The sequence below is a fragment of the Aquibium sp. A9E412 genome, assembly GCF_030398335.1.
In the GTDB taxonomy this organism is placed as follows: Bacteria; Pseudomonadota; Alphaproteobacteria; order Rhizobiales; family Rhizobiaceae; genus A9E412.
In genome coordinates, this window is the sequence record NZ_JAOAOP010000013.1 from 1 (window position 1) to 14,872 (window position 14,872).

The 14,872-nt window shown below is 74.1% G+C and carries 16 protein-coding genes; 14 read left to right on the forward strand and 2 right to left on the reverse strand.

Translation table 11 applies throughout. The annotated features are described in order from the left end of the window. The 5 genes from N1F89_RS07350 to N1F89_RS07370 all read left to right on the forward strand — a co-directional run. Positions 1-621: VWA domain-containing protein (locus tag N1F89_RS07350; RefSeq protein WP_290082949.1), on the forward strand; the 621-nt coding region annotated here is incomplete at its 5' end. 2 nt (positions 622-623) lie between these two features. Then, entirely contained in the window at positions 624-1,535 is a 912-nt protein-coding gene (bchO, locus tag N1F89_RS07355; protein WP_290082951.1) for an alpha/beta fold hydrolase BchO, read from the forward strand. A 28-nt stretch (positions 1,536-1,563) separates the two neighbouring features. Continuing rightward, positions 1,564-3,096, forward strand: coding sequence for a phytoene desaturase family protein (crtI, locus tag N1F89_RS07360; RefSeq protein WP_290082953.1), 1,533 nt, complete (start codon positions 1,564-1,566; stop codon positions 3,094-3,096). Continuing rightward, complete coding sequence (locus tag N1F89_RS07365; RefSeq protein WP_290082954.1) at positions 3,077-4,129, forward strand: phytoene/squalene synthase family protein; 1,053 nt, start codon at positions 3,077-3,079, stop codon at positions 4,127-4,129. The genes crtI and N1F89_RS07365 overlap by 20 nt, the downstream gene beginning before the upstream one ends. 4 nt (positions 4,130-4,133) lie before the next feature. After that, the gene (locus N1F89_RS07370) at positions 4,134-4,325 is read left to right on the forward strand and encodes a hypothetical protein (RefSeq protein ID WP_290082956.1); all 192 of its coding nucleotides are present in this window, start codon (positions 4,134-4,136) and stop codon (positions 4,323-4,325) included. On the opposite strand, the gene N1F89_RS07375 is transcribed toward N1F89_RS07370, so the two are convergent. Together N1F89_RS07375 and crtD are read right to left on the reverse strand one after the other, a co-directional pair. After that, the gene (locus tag N1F89_RS07375; RefSeq protein WP_290082957.1) at positions 4,311-5,153 is read right to left on the reverse strand and encodes a carotenoid 1,2-hydratase; all 843 of its coding nucleotides are present in this window, start codon (positions 5,151-5,153) and stop codon (positions 4,311-4,313) included. The two genes, N1F89_RS07370 and N1F89_RS07375, sit on opposite strands and share 15 nt — an antisense overlap. Before the next feature lie 47 nt (positions 5,154-5,200). Beyond that, entirely contained in the window at positions 5,201-6,772 is a 1,572-nt protein-coding gene (gene crtD / locus N1F89_RS07380) for a 1-hydroxycarotenoid 3,4-desaturase CrtD (RefSeq protein WP_290082958.1), read from the reverse strand. 100 nt (positions 6,773-6,872) lie between these two features. On the opposite strand from crtD, the gene N1F89_RS07385 reads away from it, so the two are divergent. The 9 genes from N1F89_RS07385 (at position 6,873) to pufA (ending at position 14,817) form a co-directional block, all read left to right on the forward strand. Next, positions 6,873-7,739 carry a polyprenyl synthetase family protein gene (locus N1F89_RS07385; protein WP_290082960.1) on the forward strand — a complete coding sequence of 289 codons (867 nt, stop codon included), beginning with the start codon at positions 6,873-6,875 and terminating at the stop codon, positions 7,737-7,739. A gap of 4 nt (positions 7,740-7,743) precedes the next feature. Continuing rightward, a complete protein-coding gene (locus N1F89_RS07390; protein ID WP_290082962.1) occupies positions 7,744-8,916 on the forward strand; it encodes a methyltransferase in 1,173 nt (390 codons plus the stop codon). A gap of 115 nt (positions 8,917-9,031) precedes the next feature. Further along, a complete protein-coding gene (gene bchC, locus N1F89_RS07395) occupies positions 9,032-9,973 on the forward strand; it encodes a chlorophyll synthesis pathway protein BchC (protein WP_290082964.1) in 942 nt (313 codons plus the stop codon). Further along, the gene (locus N1F89_RS07400) at positions 9,970-10,977 is read left to right on the forward strand and encodes a chlorophyllide a reductase iron protein subunit X (RefSeq protein WP_290082966.1); all 1,008 of its coding nucleotides are present in this window, start codon (positions 9,970-9,972) and stop codon (positions 10,975-10,977) included. The genes bchC and N1F89_RS07400 overlap by 4 nt, the downstream gene beginning before the upstream one ends. Positions 10,978-10,983: 6 nt before the next feature. Beyond that, the gene (gene bchY / locus N1F89_RS07405) at positions 10,984-12,537 is read left to right on the forward strand and encodes a chlorophyllide a reductase subunit Y (protein ID WP_290082967.1); all 1,554 of its coding nucleotides are present in this window, start codon (positions 10,984-10,986) and stop codon (positions 12,535-12,537) included. Continuing rightward, positions 12,531-13,979 carry a chlorophyllide a reductase subunit Z gene (gene bchZ, locus N1F89_RS07410; protein WP_290082968.1) on the forward strand — a complete coding sequence of 483 codons (1,449 nt, stop codon included), beginning with the start codon at positions 12,531-12,533 and terminating at the stop codon, positions 13,977-13,979. The genes bchY and bchZ overlap by 7 nt, the downstream gene beginning before the upstream one ends. A 57-nt stretch (positions 13,980-14,036) precedes the next feature. Next, positions 14,037-14,267 (forward strand): hypothetical protein, encoded by a 231-nt coding sequence (locus N1F89_RS07415; protein WP_290082970.1) that lies wholly within the window; start codon positions 14,037-14,039, stop codon positions 14,265-14,267. Between the two features lie 119 nt (positions 14,268-14,386). Next, entirely contained in the window at positions 14,387-14,608 is a 222-nt protein-coding gene (gene pufB, locus N1F89_RS07420; RefSeq protein WP_290082972.1) for a light-harvesting antenna LH1, beta subunit, read from the forward strand. A gap of 11 nt (positions 14,609-14,619) precedes the next feature. Further along, positions 14,620-14,817 carry a light-harvesting antenna LH1, alpha subunit gene (gene pufA, locus N1F89_RS07425; protein ID WP_290082974.1) on the forward strand — a complete coding sequence of 66 codons (198 nt, stop codon included), beginning with the start codon at positions 14,620-14,622 and terminating at the stop codon, positions 14,815-14,817. The last annotated feature ends 55 nt before the right edge of the window (positions 14,818-14,872 follow it).

Consider the following 14,872-nt stretch of genomic DNA (forward strand, 5'->3'; position numbering starts at 1 on the left):
GGCCGGCCGCTCGTCATCCGCGCCGACGACTTCCGCTACCGGCGCTACCGCCAGCGCACCGAATCGACGGCCATCTTCGCCGTCGACGCCTCCGGCTCGACGGCGCTCGAGCGGCTCGGCGAGGCCAAGGGCGCGATCGAGCTCCTGCTCGGCGACTGCTACGTGCGGCGCGACCATGTCGCGCTCATCGCCTTTCGCGGCGCGCGCGCCGAGATGCTGCTCGAGCCGACGCGCTCGCTGACCCGCGCCAAGCGCTCGCTGACCGGGCTGCCGGGCGGCGGGCCGACGCCGCTCGCCGGCGGCATGATGCGCTCGCTCGAGCTCGCCGCCCATCTGCGCCAGAAGGGCCAGGCGCCGCTCGTCATCCTGATGACCGACGGGCGCGGCAACGTGGCGCTCGACGGCAGCGCCGACCGCGCCGCGGCGCGGCGCGACGCCGAGCGCGTGGCGCGCCAGGGTGCGGCGCTCGGCGTGCGAACGGTGCTGATCGACATCGCGCGCCGGCCGCGCGAGGAGGCGCGCAGCCTCGCCGACGCCATGCACGCCGACTACTGCCTGCTGCCGCGCGCCGACGCGGCCGCCGTCTCCGGCCTCGTCGCCGGCTATCTCAGGGCCGGCTGAGCGTGGCCGGCGCCTCCAGCGCGCGGCCCGACTGGGAGACCGACGGGCGCGACTGGCCGAACCGTTCGGCGAGCCGCTTCGTCGAGGCGGCCGGCTACCGCTGGCACGTGCAGCGCGCCGGCGCGGCGGCCGCTCCGCTCATGCTGCTGGTGCACGGCACCGGCGCGGCCACCCACTCGTTCCGCGACCTCTTGCCGCTTCTCGCCGCGCATTTCGACGTCGTCGCCTTCGACCTGCCGGGCCACGGCTTCACCGCGTCGCTTGGCGGCGACGACCTGTCGCTCGCCGGCATGGCGGCGAGCGTCGGCGGCCTGCTCACCGCGCTCGACGTGGCGCCGGCCTTCGCGCTCGGCCATTCGGCCGGCACCGCAATCCTCATCCAGATGGCGCTGGACGGGCGCATCGCGCCGGCCCGCCTGTTCGGCCTCAACAGCGCGCTGCGGCCGATCGAGGGCAACGCCTTCTTCTCGCCGATGGCCAAGCTGCTGTTCCTCAACCCGCTGGTGCCGCGGCTCTTTTCCTGGCGCGCGCGGCACGGCGGCGTCGCCGGCACGCTGCTGTCGGCGACCGGCTCGTCGGTCGATGCGGCCGGTCAGCGCCACTACACCATGCTGCTCGAGCACCCCGCCCATGTCGCCGGCGCGCTCGGCATGATGGCGCGCTGGGACCTGGTGCCGCTGGTCGAGCGGCTGCCGCGGCTCGCCGTGCCGCTGACGCTCATCGTGGCGGAGGACGATCCGATGGTGCCGGCCGAGGTGTCGCGCCGCGCCGCGGCGCGCGCCGCGCAGGGCGAGGTGGTGGCGCTGACGAGCGGTGGCCACCTCCTGCACGAGGCCGAGCCGGCGCTGATCGTGCGTCTCGTCCTGCAGCGCACCGGCGCGTCGGCGCGGCGTGCACAGGGCGACTTGCGCTAGAACAATTTACAGTCTTAACTGTCAACGAATGATGACAGTCCACGTCCCTTCCGCCACGCTTCCCGGCGCCACGGACCGCCGCCCGCACGCGGTGGTCATCGGCGCCGGTTTCGGCGGGCTGGCGGCGGCCGTCCGGCTCGGCGCGCGCGGCTACCGCGTCACCGTCGTCGACCGGCTCGAGCAGCCCGGCGGCCGGGCGAGCGTCTTCGAGCAGGACGGCTTCCGCTTCGACGCCGGCCCGACCATCGTCACCGCGCCCTTCCTGTTCGAGGAGCTGTGGGCGCTGTGCGGCAAGCGGATGGCCGACCATGTGACGCTGAAGCCGCTGTCGCCGTGCTACACGCTGCGCTTCGCCTGCGGCGAGAGCCTCGCCTGCCACGCCGAGGCGGCGGCGATGGAGGCGGAGGTCGCGCGCCTCAGCCCCGGCGACCTGGCCGGCTACCGCCGCTTCATGGCCGAGAGCGAGGCCTGCTTCCGCACCGGCTTCCAGGGCATGGTCGACCGCCCCTTCCCGACCCTTTCCAGCATGCTGCGGGCGCTGCCGGCGCTGCTCGCCCGGCGCGCCGACCGCTCGGTGCACGCGCTGGTCGCGCGCCACGTGCGCGACGCGCGGCTGCGCATGGCGCTCAGCTTCCATCCGCTGTTCATCGGCGGCAACCCGATGCGCACGAGCGCCCTCCTCAGCCTGATCTCCCATCTCGAGCGGCAGTGGGGCGTGCACTACGCGATGGGCGGCACCGGCGCGCTGGTGCGCGGCCTGGTCGACCTGGTCGCCGGCCAGGGCGGCCGGCTGCGGCTTTCCACCGAGGTGCGCGAGATCGTCGTGCGCGACGGCGCGGCGCGCGGCGTGCGGCTTGCCGGCGGCGAAACGCTTGCCGCCGACATCGTGGTGTCGAACGCCGATGCCGCGTGGACCTACCGGCATCTCGTGCCGGCCCGCCACCGGCGCCGCTGGACCGACCGGCGGCTCGACCGCGCCGCCTACTCGATGAGCCTCGTCGTGTGGTATTTCGGCACGCGGCGGCGCTACGAGGAGGTCGGCCACCACACCATCATGATGGGCCCGCGCTATGGCGGGCTGCTCGCCGACATCTTCGACCGCAAGGTGCTGGCGGAGGATTTCAGCCTCTATCTGCACCGCCCCTCGGCCAGCGACCCGTCGGTCGCGCCGCCGGGCTGCGACGCCTTCTACGTGCTGGCGCCGGTGCCCAACCTCGACGCGGAAATCGACTGGCAGAGCGCCGCCGAGCCCTACCGGCAGCGCATCCAGGCGCATCTCGAGGCCAACCTGCTGCCCGGCCTCGGCGCCGAGCTCGCGACCTCGCGCCTGATGACGCCGCTCGACTTCCGCGACCGGCTGCTGTCGCTCAAGGGCGCGGCCTTCGGCTTCGAGCCGCGGCTCACCCAGACCGCGTGGTTCCGGCCGCACAACGCCAGCGAGGAGATCCGCGACCTCTATCTGGTCGGCGCCGGCACGCATCCGGGCGCCGGCATGCCCGGCGTGCTCGCCTCCGCGCGCATCCTCGACACGGTGCTCGACCATGCCGGCGCCGTACGCTGAGCCGCGGCCGCTCTCGGCCGCCGATCGCGCCGCCTGCCGCGCGGCGATCCGCGCCGGCTCGAAATCCTTCCACGCCGCCTCGCTGCTGCTGCCGCCGCGGGTGCGACCGGCCGCGCGCGCGCTCTATGCCTTCTGCCGCGCCTCCGACGATCTCGTCGACTGCGAGGCCGGCCCGGGCGGCGCCGTCGCCGCGCTGCGCGCGCGGCTGGCCGCCATCTATGACGGCCGGCCGGCCGATCTCCTCGCCGACCGCGCCTTTGCCGCGGTGGTCGCCGCGCACCGCATCCCGCGCACCCTGCCCGAGGCGCTGATCGAGGGCTTCGCCTGGGACGAGGCCGGCCGCCGCTACGACACGCTCGACGCGCTGCTCGCCTACGCCGCGCGCGTCGCCTCGACCGTCGGCGTGATGATGACGCTGATCATGGGCCGGCGCGAAGCGGCGGTGCTGGCGCGCGCGGCCGATCTCGGCCTCGCCATGCAGCTCACCAACATCGCCCGCGACGTCGGCGAGGATGCGCGGCGCGGCCGCGTTTACCTGCCCGCCGCGTGGCTCGCCGAGGTCGGGCTCGACGCCGAGGCGCTGATCGCCGCGCCGCGCCACGGACCGGCGCTCGCCGCCGTCGTGCGGCGGCTGGTGGAGACGGCCGACGGCTTCTACGCCGCCGCGCTCGGCGGCGTCGCCGGCCTGCCGCTCGGCTGCCGGCCGGCGATCCGCAGCGCCGCGCTGATCTATCGCGAGATCGGCCGCGAGATCGCCCGCGCCGGCTTCGACAGCGTCGGCGGCCGGGCGCGCACCGGTACGCTGCGCAAGCTCGAGCTGATGGCCTATGCGACGGCCACGCCGTTCCGCTTCGTGCCGGTCGGCGCGGCCCCCGCCCATCCGGCGGTGCGCGCGCTGGTCGAGGCGGCGGCCGAGCCGGCGGCCGACGCGCCGCGCGGCTTCGACGCCCGGTTCGGCCGCTTCATCGAGCTGATGCACGCCTCGGAGCTGCGTCAGCGGCAGTGGACGGCGGCCGCGCGCGGCCGGGCCTGAGCCGGTGTTCGCGCAGTATTTCGGGCTGATCGAGGCGGTCTTCGTCTTCGGCCTGGCGCTCGCCTTCTATGTCTGGCAGATGCGCAGCCTGAAGCGCGACGTGCGCGCCCGCGAGGCGCGCGAGGCGGCGGCGCGGCGCACGACCGAGGCGGCGCGCGACGAGGCCAAGGACCCGGACGAGTCACACCGCGCGTGAGCCGGTCCGTCGCGGCATGCGGAAGGGCAGCATCAGCTTGACCAGCGGCGAGCCGAAGCGGTGGCCGGAAAAGCTCTCATGCATCATCGTCACCGGCTCGCCGAAGAGCCGCGTGGCGACCAGCGAGCGGGTGTAGAACGGCCCGTCCTCCAGCGTGCGGCGCACCGCCGGCAGCGCGCCGGCATCGCCGTGGCCGTAGCGCGCGACGCCCCAGAAGCCGGCCGCAAGCCGCGTGCGCACCGGCGCGTCGACCGGTTCGGCCTCGCCGCCCGGCGGCACGCGCAGCGCCAGGCAGCGGCGGTGGCCGGTCGCCTCGGTCGTGTCGTAGACGATCGCCGCGCCGCCGTCGGCAAGCCGCGCGCGCGCCCAGTCCCAGCGCGCGAAGCCGGTCTCGAGCGGCGCCTCGCCCCAGTTGCTGTCGAGATAGCCGTGGCCACGCCAGCGCGGCCCGTCTGCGCCGCAGTCGAGCGCGATGTCGGCTGTCGGCGCCACCGGCCACCAGCGGTGCCGGCCCGCCGCGTCGATGTCGAAGACGCGGCCGGTGACGGCTCGCGGCGTCACGCGGATCGTGCCGCGCATGCGCCGCGGCCACCACTGGCGCGGCGGCCGGGGCAGGCTCACCTCGTCGAAGGCGACGGTCAGCGTCGTGCCGTCCCAGGCAAGCGCGCTCGGGCCGACGCGGAACGTGCCGGCGTCGCGCGCCAGCGCCGCCCGGCCGCGCTCGGTCATCGACCAGCGGTCGGCGCCCGGCGCATAGAGCGCGACGTTGATGCACACGTGATCGTCCGGCCGGCGGCGACCGGCCCAGGCATAGTAGGGCGAGAACACCGAGCCGACGAAGGCGATGACGGTGAGGCCGTAGCGGCCGCACGCGCTCAGGCCGTCGACGTACCACCAGAGATAGCCGCCGGGCGGAACCGCGGCGTCGAAGCGCGGTCCGCTGCCAGGCGCTCCGCCGCCAGCCAGCCGGAAAGCGCGGCCATCGGCACGCCCGGCCCCGGATGCACGCTGCCGCCCGCCAGGTAGAGGCCGGGCAGCCGGCTCGCCGCTCCCGGCCGCTGGAAGGACGCCATCCAGCCATGCGCGGCGCGGCCGTAGAGCGCTCCGCCGGTCGCCGGATAAAGCCGTTCGAAATCGCCCGGCGTCGTCGCCGCCGGCGGCGCCGCCGGCTCCAGCGTCAGGCCGCAGCGCGCGGCCTGGGTCAGCGTCCTGTCCAGCCATCGTTCGGTCTCGCTTGCATCGTCGGGGCGCCGGTCGCCGTCGGCCGGCGCGTTGATCAGGCAGAAGAGCCGTTCGCCGGCGGCCGCCCCCGGCGCCTTGGCGTGCCGCGTCTGCGGCCGGCCGGCATCGTCGCGGTCGGGCGCGCACAGATAGACGGTCGGCCGGTCCGGCACGCGGCGCCGGCGGAAGATCGCCTCGAACTCGGCCCGGTAGTCGTCCGAAAACAGCACCGTGTGGTGCGCCGGGGTGAAGCCGCGCGCCCGGCCGGCGAAGGCGAAGGTGACGGCCGACAGCGAGCGCGCCGGCGGCGCAACCGGCTTCAGCCCGGTCGCCAGATCGCCGAGCCGGCCGGCGGCGAGCGCCGAGACGTCGCCGTTGAAGACGACCGCGCCGGCGGCCAGCTCGCTGCCGTCGGCAAGCCGCACGCCGGCGGCGCGGCCGCCGCGGACGGTCACGGCGGCGACCGGGGTGCGGCAGCGGATGACGACGCCGAGACGCTCGGCCACGCGCGCCAGCGCGGCGGCGAGCGCGGCCATGCCGCCCTCGACCAGCCACACGCCGGCCTGCTCGACATGGGCGACCAGCATCAGCGTGGCCGGCGCGGCGAAGGGCGACGACCCGCAATAGGTGGCGTAGCGGCCGAAGAGCTGGCGCAGCCGCGGGTCCGTGAAATGCGTGCCGAGCGCCGACCACAGCGTCGAGAACGGCTTGAGCGCCAGCATCGCCGGCAGCCGCGCGGCGCCGACGCGCGCAGCCAGCTCGAACGGGCCCGGCCGGCTGGCGGCGATGTAGCTCGCCTCGAGCGTGCGGTAGATGCCGGCCGCCTCGGCGCAGAAGCGGCGATAGCCCTCGGCGTTGCGCCGGTCGGAGAAGGCGGCGATCGCCGCCGCGCTGCGCTCCACGTCGGCGAAGAGATCGAGCCGCGTGCCGTCCGGCCAGGCGTGGCGGGCAAGGGTTGCGGCCCGGGCGATCGCGAGCTCGGCTTCCGGCGTCGTGCCGGCGGCGGCGAGGATGCGGTCGAACACCCACTTCATGGTGAACACGGTGGGGCCGGCATCGACCGGACCGGCCGGCGTGTCGCGGGTGCGGACCTTGCCGCCCGGCCGCGCCCGGCTTTCCAGCACCAGCACCTCGAAGCCGCGCGCGGCCAGGCCGATCGCCGCCGTCAGCCCGGCGACGCCGGCGCCGACCACCACCACCCGGTCGCGGTTTCGCACCGCCTGCATCGTCGGGCCAGCCTCCGCGTTGACTTTTCGTCCACCTGTGTCAATCTAATTTTACACTGTTGCTTGTCGATGTAAATTGACGCTTCGCCGGGAGGACGCCATGGAGACGCAACGCATCGAGCGCAGCCTTGAGCGGGCGGTCGCCTTCGCCACGCCCGGCGGCGCGCCGCCCAAGCTCGCCGCCGCGCTGCGCTACGCGGTGTTTCCCGGCGGCGCGCGCGTGCGGCCGCGGCTGTGCCTGGCCGTGGCCGGTGCGTGCGGCGACCCGACGCCGCAGGCGGCCGACGCGGCGGCCGCGGCGATCGAGCTCCTGCACTGCGCCTCGCTGGTGCACGACGACCTGCCGTGCTTCGACGATGCCGGGCTGCGGCGCGGCAAGCCCTCGGTGCACGCGGCCTATGGCGAGCCGATCGCGCTTCTGGCCGGCGACGCGCTGATCGTGCTCGCCTTCGAGACGATCGCGCGCGAATGCGCCACGCTGCCGGCGCGCATGGGGCCGCTGGCGGCCACCGTCGCGCGCGCGGTCGGCATGCCGCACGGCATCGTCGCCGGCCAGGCCTGGGAGAGCGAGGCCGACATCCCGCTCGCCGAGTACCACCGCGCCAAGACCGGCTCGCTGTTCACCGGCGCGGCGGCGGCCGGCGCGATCGCCGCCGGCGCCGACCCGCAGCCCTGGATGGCGGTCGGCGGCACGCTCGGCGCCGCCTACCAGGTCGCCGACGACCTGCGCGACCTCGTCGCCTGCGACGGCGAGACCGGCAAGCCGTGCGGCCAGGACGCGCAGAACGGCCGGCCCAACGCGGCCGCCGCGCTCGGCGTGGCGGGCTGCGTGGCGCGGCTCAACGACCTGGTCGAATCGGCGGCCGCGGCGATTCCCGACTGTCCCGGCGCCGGCATGCTCAGCGAGCTGATCCGCAGCGAGGCCAAGCGGCTGATGCCGGAGAAGCTGGCGCTGAGCGCCGCCTGAGGCGATGCTTCCGCGCGCCGGACCGATCGCCAGCCGGCCGCCGGCCGACGGCCGCACGTCGTCGCTCGGCGCGCGGCTTGCCGCCTGGCGCACACGGCTCGTCGGCGACCCCGCCTTCCAGCGCTGGGCGGCGCGCTTCCTGCCGACGCGCGGCCTGGCCCGGCGCCGCTCGGCGGCGCTGTTTCGCATCACCGCCGGCTTCGCCTACACGCAGGTGCTCGCCGCCTGCGTCGCGCTCGACCTGTTCGGCCAGCTGGCCGGCGGGCCGCGCAGCGAGGCCGCGCTCGCCGCCGCCACCGGCGTGCCGCGCCGGCGGCTGCAGCAATTGCTGGCCGCGGCGCAGGCGCTGGAGCTGATTCGCGCCGGCCGCGACGGCACATGGGCGCTCGCGGATTTCGGCGCCGTGGTCGCCGGCAATCCGGGCATCCGCGCCATGATCGGCCACCACGCCATGCTCTACCGCGACCTGGCCGATCCGGTGGCGCTGCTGCGCGGCGAGGCGGGCGAGACGGAGACGGCGCGCTTCTGGGCCTATGCCGGCCGGCGCGAGGCGGCCGACACCGCCGTCGACGACGACGCGGCGGCGGCCTATTCGCGGCTGATGCGCGCCAGCCAGGACCTGGTGACGGCGGAGGTGCTCGACGCCTACCCGCTCGGCCGGCATCGCGTGCTGCTCGACGTCGGCGGCGGCGACGGCGCCTTCCTGGCCGCGGCCGGGCGCCGGCACTCCCGCCTCGCGCTGCGGCTGTTCGACCTGCCGGCGGTCGCCGGGCGGGCCGAGGCGCGGCTCGCCGCGGCGGGGCTTGCGACGCGCAGCGCGGTGACCGGCGGCAACTTCTTCACCGACCCGCTGCCCGGCGGCGCCGATCTCGTCACCCTGGTGCGGGTCCTGTGCGACCACGAGGACGAGGCGGCGCTGGCGCTGCTCGGCAACGTGCGGGCGGCGATGCGCGGCGGCGACACGCTGCTCGTCGCCGAGCCGATGGCGGCCGGGCGCGGCGAAGGCGACGCGCTCGCGGCAGCCTATTTCAGCGTCTACTTCCTGGCCATGGGCGCCGGACGCAACCGCAGCCCGCAGGCGCTGATCGCGCTTCTGCGCCAGGCCGGCTTCGCCTCGGCCCGGCTGCGCGCCACGCGCAACCCGCTGTTCGCCCGGCTGATCGTCGCCCGCGCTTGACCGGCGCGGCCCGTCCTGTGTGTAAAAATAAATTGACACTTAGTAATGTCCATTTAGGATTACAAGCGAGAGGCAAAGGCCGGCGCCCAATGCCAGGCGGGCCTGAAGCGAAGCGATGAACACAACCGCAGTAGTGCTCGACAAGCCCCGCAGCATCGGCCTGGAAGGCCTGACGCTGCTGGACGCCGGCGAGCGCGACGTCGTCATCGACGTTGCCTGGAGCGGCATCAGCACGGGCACCGAGAAGCTTTTGTTCGAGGGCGCCATGCCACCCTTCCCCGGCATGGGCTATCCGCTGGTGCCCGGCTACGAGGCGGTCGGCCGCATCGCGCAGGCCGGCGCGCAGTCGGGCCGCAGGGCCGGCGACATGGTGTTCGTGCCCGGCGCGCGCTGCTTTCGCGGCGTCAACGGGCTGTTCGGCGCCACCGCCTCGCGGCTGGTCGTCGCCGGCGAGCGCGCGGTCGTCGTGCCCGAGCCGCTCGGCGAGGATGCCGTGCTCCTGGCGCTCGCCGCCACCGCGCACCACGCGCTCCGGCTCGACGGCGCGCCGCCGCCCGATCTCGTCATCGGCCATGGCGTGCTCGGCCGGCTCCTGGCGCGTGTCGCGCTGGCGCTCGGCTTCGCCGCGCCGACCGTGTGGGAGCGCGACGCGGCGCGGCGCGACGGCGCGCGCGGCTATCGGGTGATCGACGGCGCGGCGGACACGCGCAGCGACTATCGCGCCATCATCGACGCGAGCGGCGATCCGCATGTGCTCGACACCGCGATCGCGCATCTGGCGCCGCGCGGCCACATCACGCTGGCCGGCTTCTACGGCGCGCCGCTCGGCTTCGCCTTTCCGCCGGCCTTCATGCGCGAGGCGCGCATCGCGATCGCCGCGGAGTTCACGCCCGACGACACGCGCGCCGTTCTGGCGCTGGCGGCCGACGGACGCCTGCGGCTCGACGGGCTGATCACCCACCGCGCAGCGGCCGCCGACGCACCGGCCGCCTATGCCACCGCCTTCGGCGACCCGGCCTGCGTGAAGATGGTTCTGGACTGGAGGACGAGCGCATGAGCGAGGCAATGGCCGACTACAACAGCCGTGCCGCCTACGAGCGCCTGCGCGAGGAGGCCGCCTTCGAGCCCGACCCGGTGCACACCGGCGAGCCGGCCCGGCAGACGCAGATCATCGCCATCTACGGCAAGGGCGGCATCGGCAAGAGCTTCACGCTCGCCAATTTGTCCTACATGCTGGCCCAGACCGGCAAGAAGGTGCTGCTGATCGGCTGCGACCCCAAGTCGGACACCACGTCGCTCTTGTTCGGCGGGCGCGCCTGCCCGACCATCATCCAGACCGCCTCGACGAAGAAGGAAGCCGGCGAGGAGGTCGCCATCGGCGACGTCTGCTTCAAGCGCGACGGCGTCTTCGCCATGGAGCTCGGCGGCCCCGAGGTCGGCCGCGGCTGCGGCGGGCGCGGCATCATCCACGGCTTCGAGACGCTCGAGAAGCTCGGCTTCCACGACTGGGACTTCGACTACGTCCTGCTCGACTTCCTGGGCGACGTGGTGTGCGGCGGCTTCGGCCTGCCGATCGCCCGCGACATGTGCCAGAAGGTCGTCGTCGTCGGCTCCAACGACCTGCAGTCGCTCTACGTCGCCAACAATGTGTGCTCGGCGGTGCAGTATTTCCGCAAGCTCGGCGGCAATGTCGGCGTCGCCGGCATGGTGGTCAACAAGGACGACGGCACCGGCGAGGCGGCCGCCTTCGCGCGCGCCGTCGGCATCCCGGTGCTGGCCGCCGTGCCGCAGCACGAGGACATCCGCCGCAAGAGCGCCAACTACCAGATCATCGGCCATCCGACCGGCCGCTGGGGGCCGCTGTTCGAGGAGCTGGCGACCAATCTGTGCGGCGCGCCGCCGGTGCTGCCCGAGCCGCTGTCGCAGGACGACCTGATCGGCCTGTTCGACACCGAGCAGACGGGCGGCGACGTGGTGCTCGAACCGGCCACGCCGGAAGACATGTGCCCGGCCGCCGCGCTCGACCGCGCCTCCCTCGAAGTCATCTACGACACGGTGTGACCGGTGATGGACGACCCCCGCCCCGCCCGTGATGCCGAACGCCCGGATGCCGCCGAGCCGGAGAGCGCGGGTGCGGCCGACGGGCTCGGCTGCCACGCCGGCGCGGAGCGCATGAAGGCGGCCGCCCGGGCCGCCGGCAAGGCGCAGATGCTGGAGCGCTTCGAGGCCGACTATCCGAAGGGGCCGCACGACCAGCCGCAGTCGATGTGCCCGGCCTTCGGCTCGCTGCGCGTCGGCCTGCGCATGCGCCGCGTGGCGACCATCCTGTCGGGCTCGGCGTGCTGCGTCTACGGCCTCACCTTCACCGCCCATTTCTACGGCGCGCGGCGCACCGTCGGCTATGTCCCGTTCAGCTCCGAGACGCTGGTCACCGGCAAGCTCTACGAGGACATCCGCGACGCGGTGCACGCGATGGCCGATCCGGCGCTCTACGACGCCGTCATCGTCACCAATCTGTGCGTGCCGACGGCCTCCGGCATTCCGCTGCAGATGCTGCCGCGGGAGATCGACGGCGTGCGCATCGTCGGCATCGACGTGCCGGGCTTCGGCGTGCCCACCCATGCGGAGGCCAAGGACGTGCTGTCGGGCGCGATGCTGCGCTACGCCCGCGAGGAGGCGCAGGCCGGCCCCGTGCAGGCGCCGCGCCAGGCGCGCGGCGACCGGCCGACGGTGACGCTGGTCGGCGAGATGTTCCCGGCCGACCCGGTGAGCATCGGCGCGCTGCTCGAGCCGATGGGGCTTGCCGCCGGCCACACCGTGCCGGTGCGCGAATGGCGCGAGCTCTACGGCGCGCTCGACTGCGCGGCGGTCGCCGCCATCCACCCCTTCTACACCGCCACCTTCCGCGAGTTCGCCGCCGCCGGGCGGCCGGTCGTCGGCTCGGCGCCCGTCGGCGCGGACGGCACCGACGCCTGGCTCAAGGCGATCGGCGAGACCTGCGGCGTCGGCGCGCGCGCCGTCGACGACGCGCGCAACCGCGCGCTCGCCGCCGTCCGCGGCGCGCTGGCCGACAATCCGGTCCGCGGCCGCATCACCCTGTCGGGCTACGAGGGCTCCGAGCTGCTCGTCGGCCGGCTGCTCGTCGAGGCCGGCGCCGACCTGCGCTATGTCGGCACGGCCTGCCCGAAGACGCCGCATTCGGCCGAGGATGCCGCCTGGCTCGAGGCGCACGGCGTGCACGTCGCCTACCGCGCCTCGCTGGAGACCGATCTCGCCGCCTTCGCCGAGTTCCGCCCCGATCTCGCCATCGGCACCACGCCGGTGGTGCAGAAGGCCAAGGAAGCCGCCACCCCGGCGCTCTACTTCACCAACCTGATCTCGGCGCGGCCGCTGATGGGCCCGGCCGGGGCCGGCGCGCTGGCGCCGATCGTCAACGGCGCGATCGCCAACAAGCCGCGCTTCGACGCCATGAGCGCCTTCTTCGAAGGGGTCGGCGCTGGCGACGCGGCGGGCGTCTGGCAGGACGTGCCGGCCGACCGCTCCGCCTTCCGCAAGAAATACGCCGCGCGCACGCGCACCGCGCGCAACGCCGTCGATTCCGGGGAGGCGGTGGGATGCTGATCCTCGACCACGACCGCGCCGGCGGCTACTGGGGCTCCGTCTACGCCTTCACCGCCATCAAGGGGCTGCAGGTCATCATCGACGGCCCGGTCGGCTGCGAGAACCTGCCGGTCACCTCGGTGCTGCACTACACCGACGCGCTGCCGCCGCACGAGCTGCCCATCGTCGTCACCGGGCTCGGCGAGGACGAGCTTGGCCAGCACGGCACCGAGGCGGCGATGAAGCGCGCCCGCGAGACGCTCGATCCCAACCTGCCGGCCGTCGTCGTCACCGGCTCGATCGCCGAGATGATCGGCGGCGGCGTGACGCCGGAGGGCGCCAACATCCAGCGCTTCCTGCCGCGCACCATCGACGAGGACCAGTGGCAGTCGGCCGACCGCGCGCTGAAGTGGCTGTGGACCGAGTTCGGCCCGAAGAAGGGCAAGGCGCGCCCGCCGAAGCCGCGCAAGGCGGGCGAGAGGCCGCGCGTCAACATCGTCGGGCCGATCTACGGCACCTTCAACATGCCGTCCGACCTGGCCGAGCTGCGGCGCCTCGTCGAAGGCATCGGCGCCGAGGTCAACATGGTCTTCCCGCTCGGCAGCCATCTGGCCGATGTCGGACGGCTGGCCGACGCACAGGCCAATGTGTGCCTCTACCGCGAGTTCGGCCGCGCGCTGTGCGAGGCGCTCGACCGGCCGTACCTGCAGGCGCCGATCGGCATCCACTCGACCACCGCCTTCCTGCGCAAGCTGGGCGCGATCCTCGACCTCGACCCCGAGCCCTTCATCGCGCGCGAGAAGCACACGACGCTGAAGCCGATGTGGGACCTGTGGCGCTCGGTCACGCAGGACTTCTTCGCCACGGCGAGCTTCGCCATCGTCGCCGGCGAGACCTACGAGCGCGGCATCCGCAACTTCCTGGCCGAGGAGATGGGCCTGCCGTGCACCTTCGCGGTGCAGCGCCGCCCCGGCGTCAAGCCGGACAATGCGCGCGTGCGCGCCCTGGTGCGCGACAAGCCGCCGCTCATCCTGTTCGGCTCCTACAACGAGCGGCTCTACCTCGCCGAGGCCGGCGGCCGGGCGATCTACATTCCGGTCTCCTTCCCCGGCGCCATCATCCGGCGCCACACCGGCACGCCGGTGATGGGCTATTCCGGCGCCGCCTGGCTGATCCAGGAGGTCTGCAACGGCCTGTTCGACGCGCTGTTCAACATCCTGCCGCTCGGCAGCGAGCTCGACGCCATCGAGCCGACGCCGGCGCGCCCGGAGATGGCCTGGGCCGAGGCCGCCAAGAGCGCGCTCGACGAGAGCCTGGCCAGCGAGCCGGTGCTGATCCGCATTTCCGCCGCCAAGCGCATCCGCGACGCCGCCGAGGCGGCGGCGCGGCGCGAGGGGCACGAACGAGTCGAGGCCGAGCATGTGCGCTCGGCCCGCCGGACGGTCGCTGTGGGGGCGGCCTGACGGCACGGGTGCGGGCGGCGAACGGCCGCGCCCGCGAAGGCAAGGAGGAACCTCGCAATGGCCATCGCAAGATCCAGGCGCGCCGGCCTGCCGCGCGCCGCGAATGCCCGGGACCGGCTGGAATACCGGCTCCTGGTGGCGCTGTCCTTCGTGTTGTGCCTCGGCGTGGCCGCGGTGCGGCGCCTCCTGTCGGGCGGCCGCGCCGCCGAGGGAAGCGGCCGCCAGTCGGTCATCGCCGAAGCACGGTCTGCGGCCCATGCGGCCGTCGGCTACGCCTTCATCGCGTAGCCATTCGCCCTTGCCGGGGTCCAAACCCGGCAGACGCCGTAGGCGGGTCGCTGCGCGTCCGTCGCCGGCACCCGCGTCGCGGGGGGAACCGCGGCAGCTCAAGACTGGAGGTGACGTTAATGGCTGGTCCGAACGACGTCTCACTTTCGGGTCTGACCGAAAGCGAAGCGCAGGAGTTCCACAAGTACTTCATCCAGGGCTTCCTGATATTCACGGCGATCGCGATCGTCGCGCATATCCTGGTCTGGATGTGGCGCCCGTGGATCCCGGGCCCCGACGGCTACGCCGCCCTTGACGGCGTCAGCCAGACGGTCTCGGCGCTCCTGCCGATGGTCGCATAGGAGGAACGCAAATGTGGAGAATCTGGATGCTGTTCGACCCGCGCCGCGCGCTGGTCGGGCTCTCGGTCTTCCTGTTCGCGCTTGCGCTCCTGATCCACTTCATCCTGCTGAGCACGGAACGCTTCAACTGGCTCGAGGGACAAGCCGTCACCTCGAGCGTTGAGCAGACCCTCTCGGCGCCGGTTGAAGTGCCGCGGCTCATCGGATGACCACCCGATAGGGCGGCGGGCGGGGCTCCTGCCGGCCGGACCCCGGTCCGGCGGC

What these genes read in the sequence shown, in the direction of transcription:
- crtI (WP_290082953.1), top strand. Translation starts at nt 1,564, where the DNA reads ATGATGACAGTCCACGTCCCTTCCGCCACGCTTCCCGGCGCCACGGAC.
- N1F89_RS07365 (WP_290082954.1), top strand. Translation starts at nt 3,077, where the DNA reads ATGCCGGCGCCGTACGCTGAGCCGCGGCCGCTCTCGGCCGCCGATCGC.
- crtD (WP_290082958.1), bottom strand. Translation starts at nt 6,772, where the DNA reads ATGCAGGCGGTGCGAAACCGCGACCGGGTGGTGGTGGTCGGCGCCGGC.
- N1F89_RS07385 (WP_290082960.1), top strand. Translation starts at nt 6,873, where the DNA reads ATGGAGACGCAACGCATCGAGCGCAGCCTTGAGCGGGCGGTCGCCTTC.
- N1F89_RS07390 (WP_290082962.1), top strand. Translation starts at nt 7,744, where the DNA reads ATGCTTCCGCGCGCCGGACCGATCGCCAGCCGGCCGCCGGCCGACGGC.
- bchC (WP_290082964.1), top strand. Translation starts at nt 9,032, where the DNA reads ATGAACACAACCGCAGTAGTGCTCGACAAGCCCCGCAGCATCGGCCTG.
- N1F89_RS07400 (WP_290082966.1), top strand. Translation starts at nt 9,970, where the DNA reads ATGAGCGAGGCAATGGCCGACTACAACAGCCGTGCCGCCTACGAGCGC.
- bchY (WP_290082967.1), top strand. Translation starts at nt 10,984, where the DNA reads ATGGACGACCCCCGCCCCGCCCGTGATGCCGAACGCCCGGATGCCGCC.
- bchZ (WP_290082968.1), top strand. Translation starts at nt 12,531, where the DNA reads ATGCTGATCCTCGACCACGACCGCGCCGGCGGCTACTGGGGCTCCGTC.
- N1F89_RS07415 (WP_290082970.1), top strand. Translation starts at nt 14,037, where the DNA reads ATGGCCATCGCAAGATCCAGGCGCGCCGGCCTGCCGCGCGCCGCGAAT.
- pufB (WP_290082972.1), top strand. Translation starts at nt 14,387, where the DNA reads ATGGCTGGTCCGAACGACGTCTCACTTTCGGGTCTGACCGAAAGCGAA.
- pufA (WP_290082974.1), top strand. Translation starts at nt 14,620, where the DNA reads ATGTGGAGAATCTGGATGCTGTTCGACCCGCGCCGCGCGCTGGTCGGG.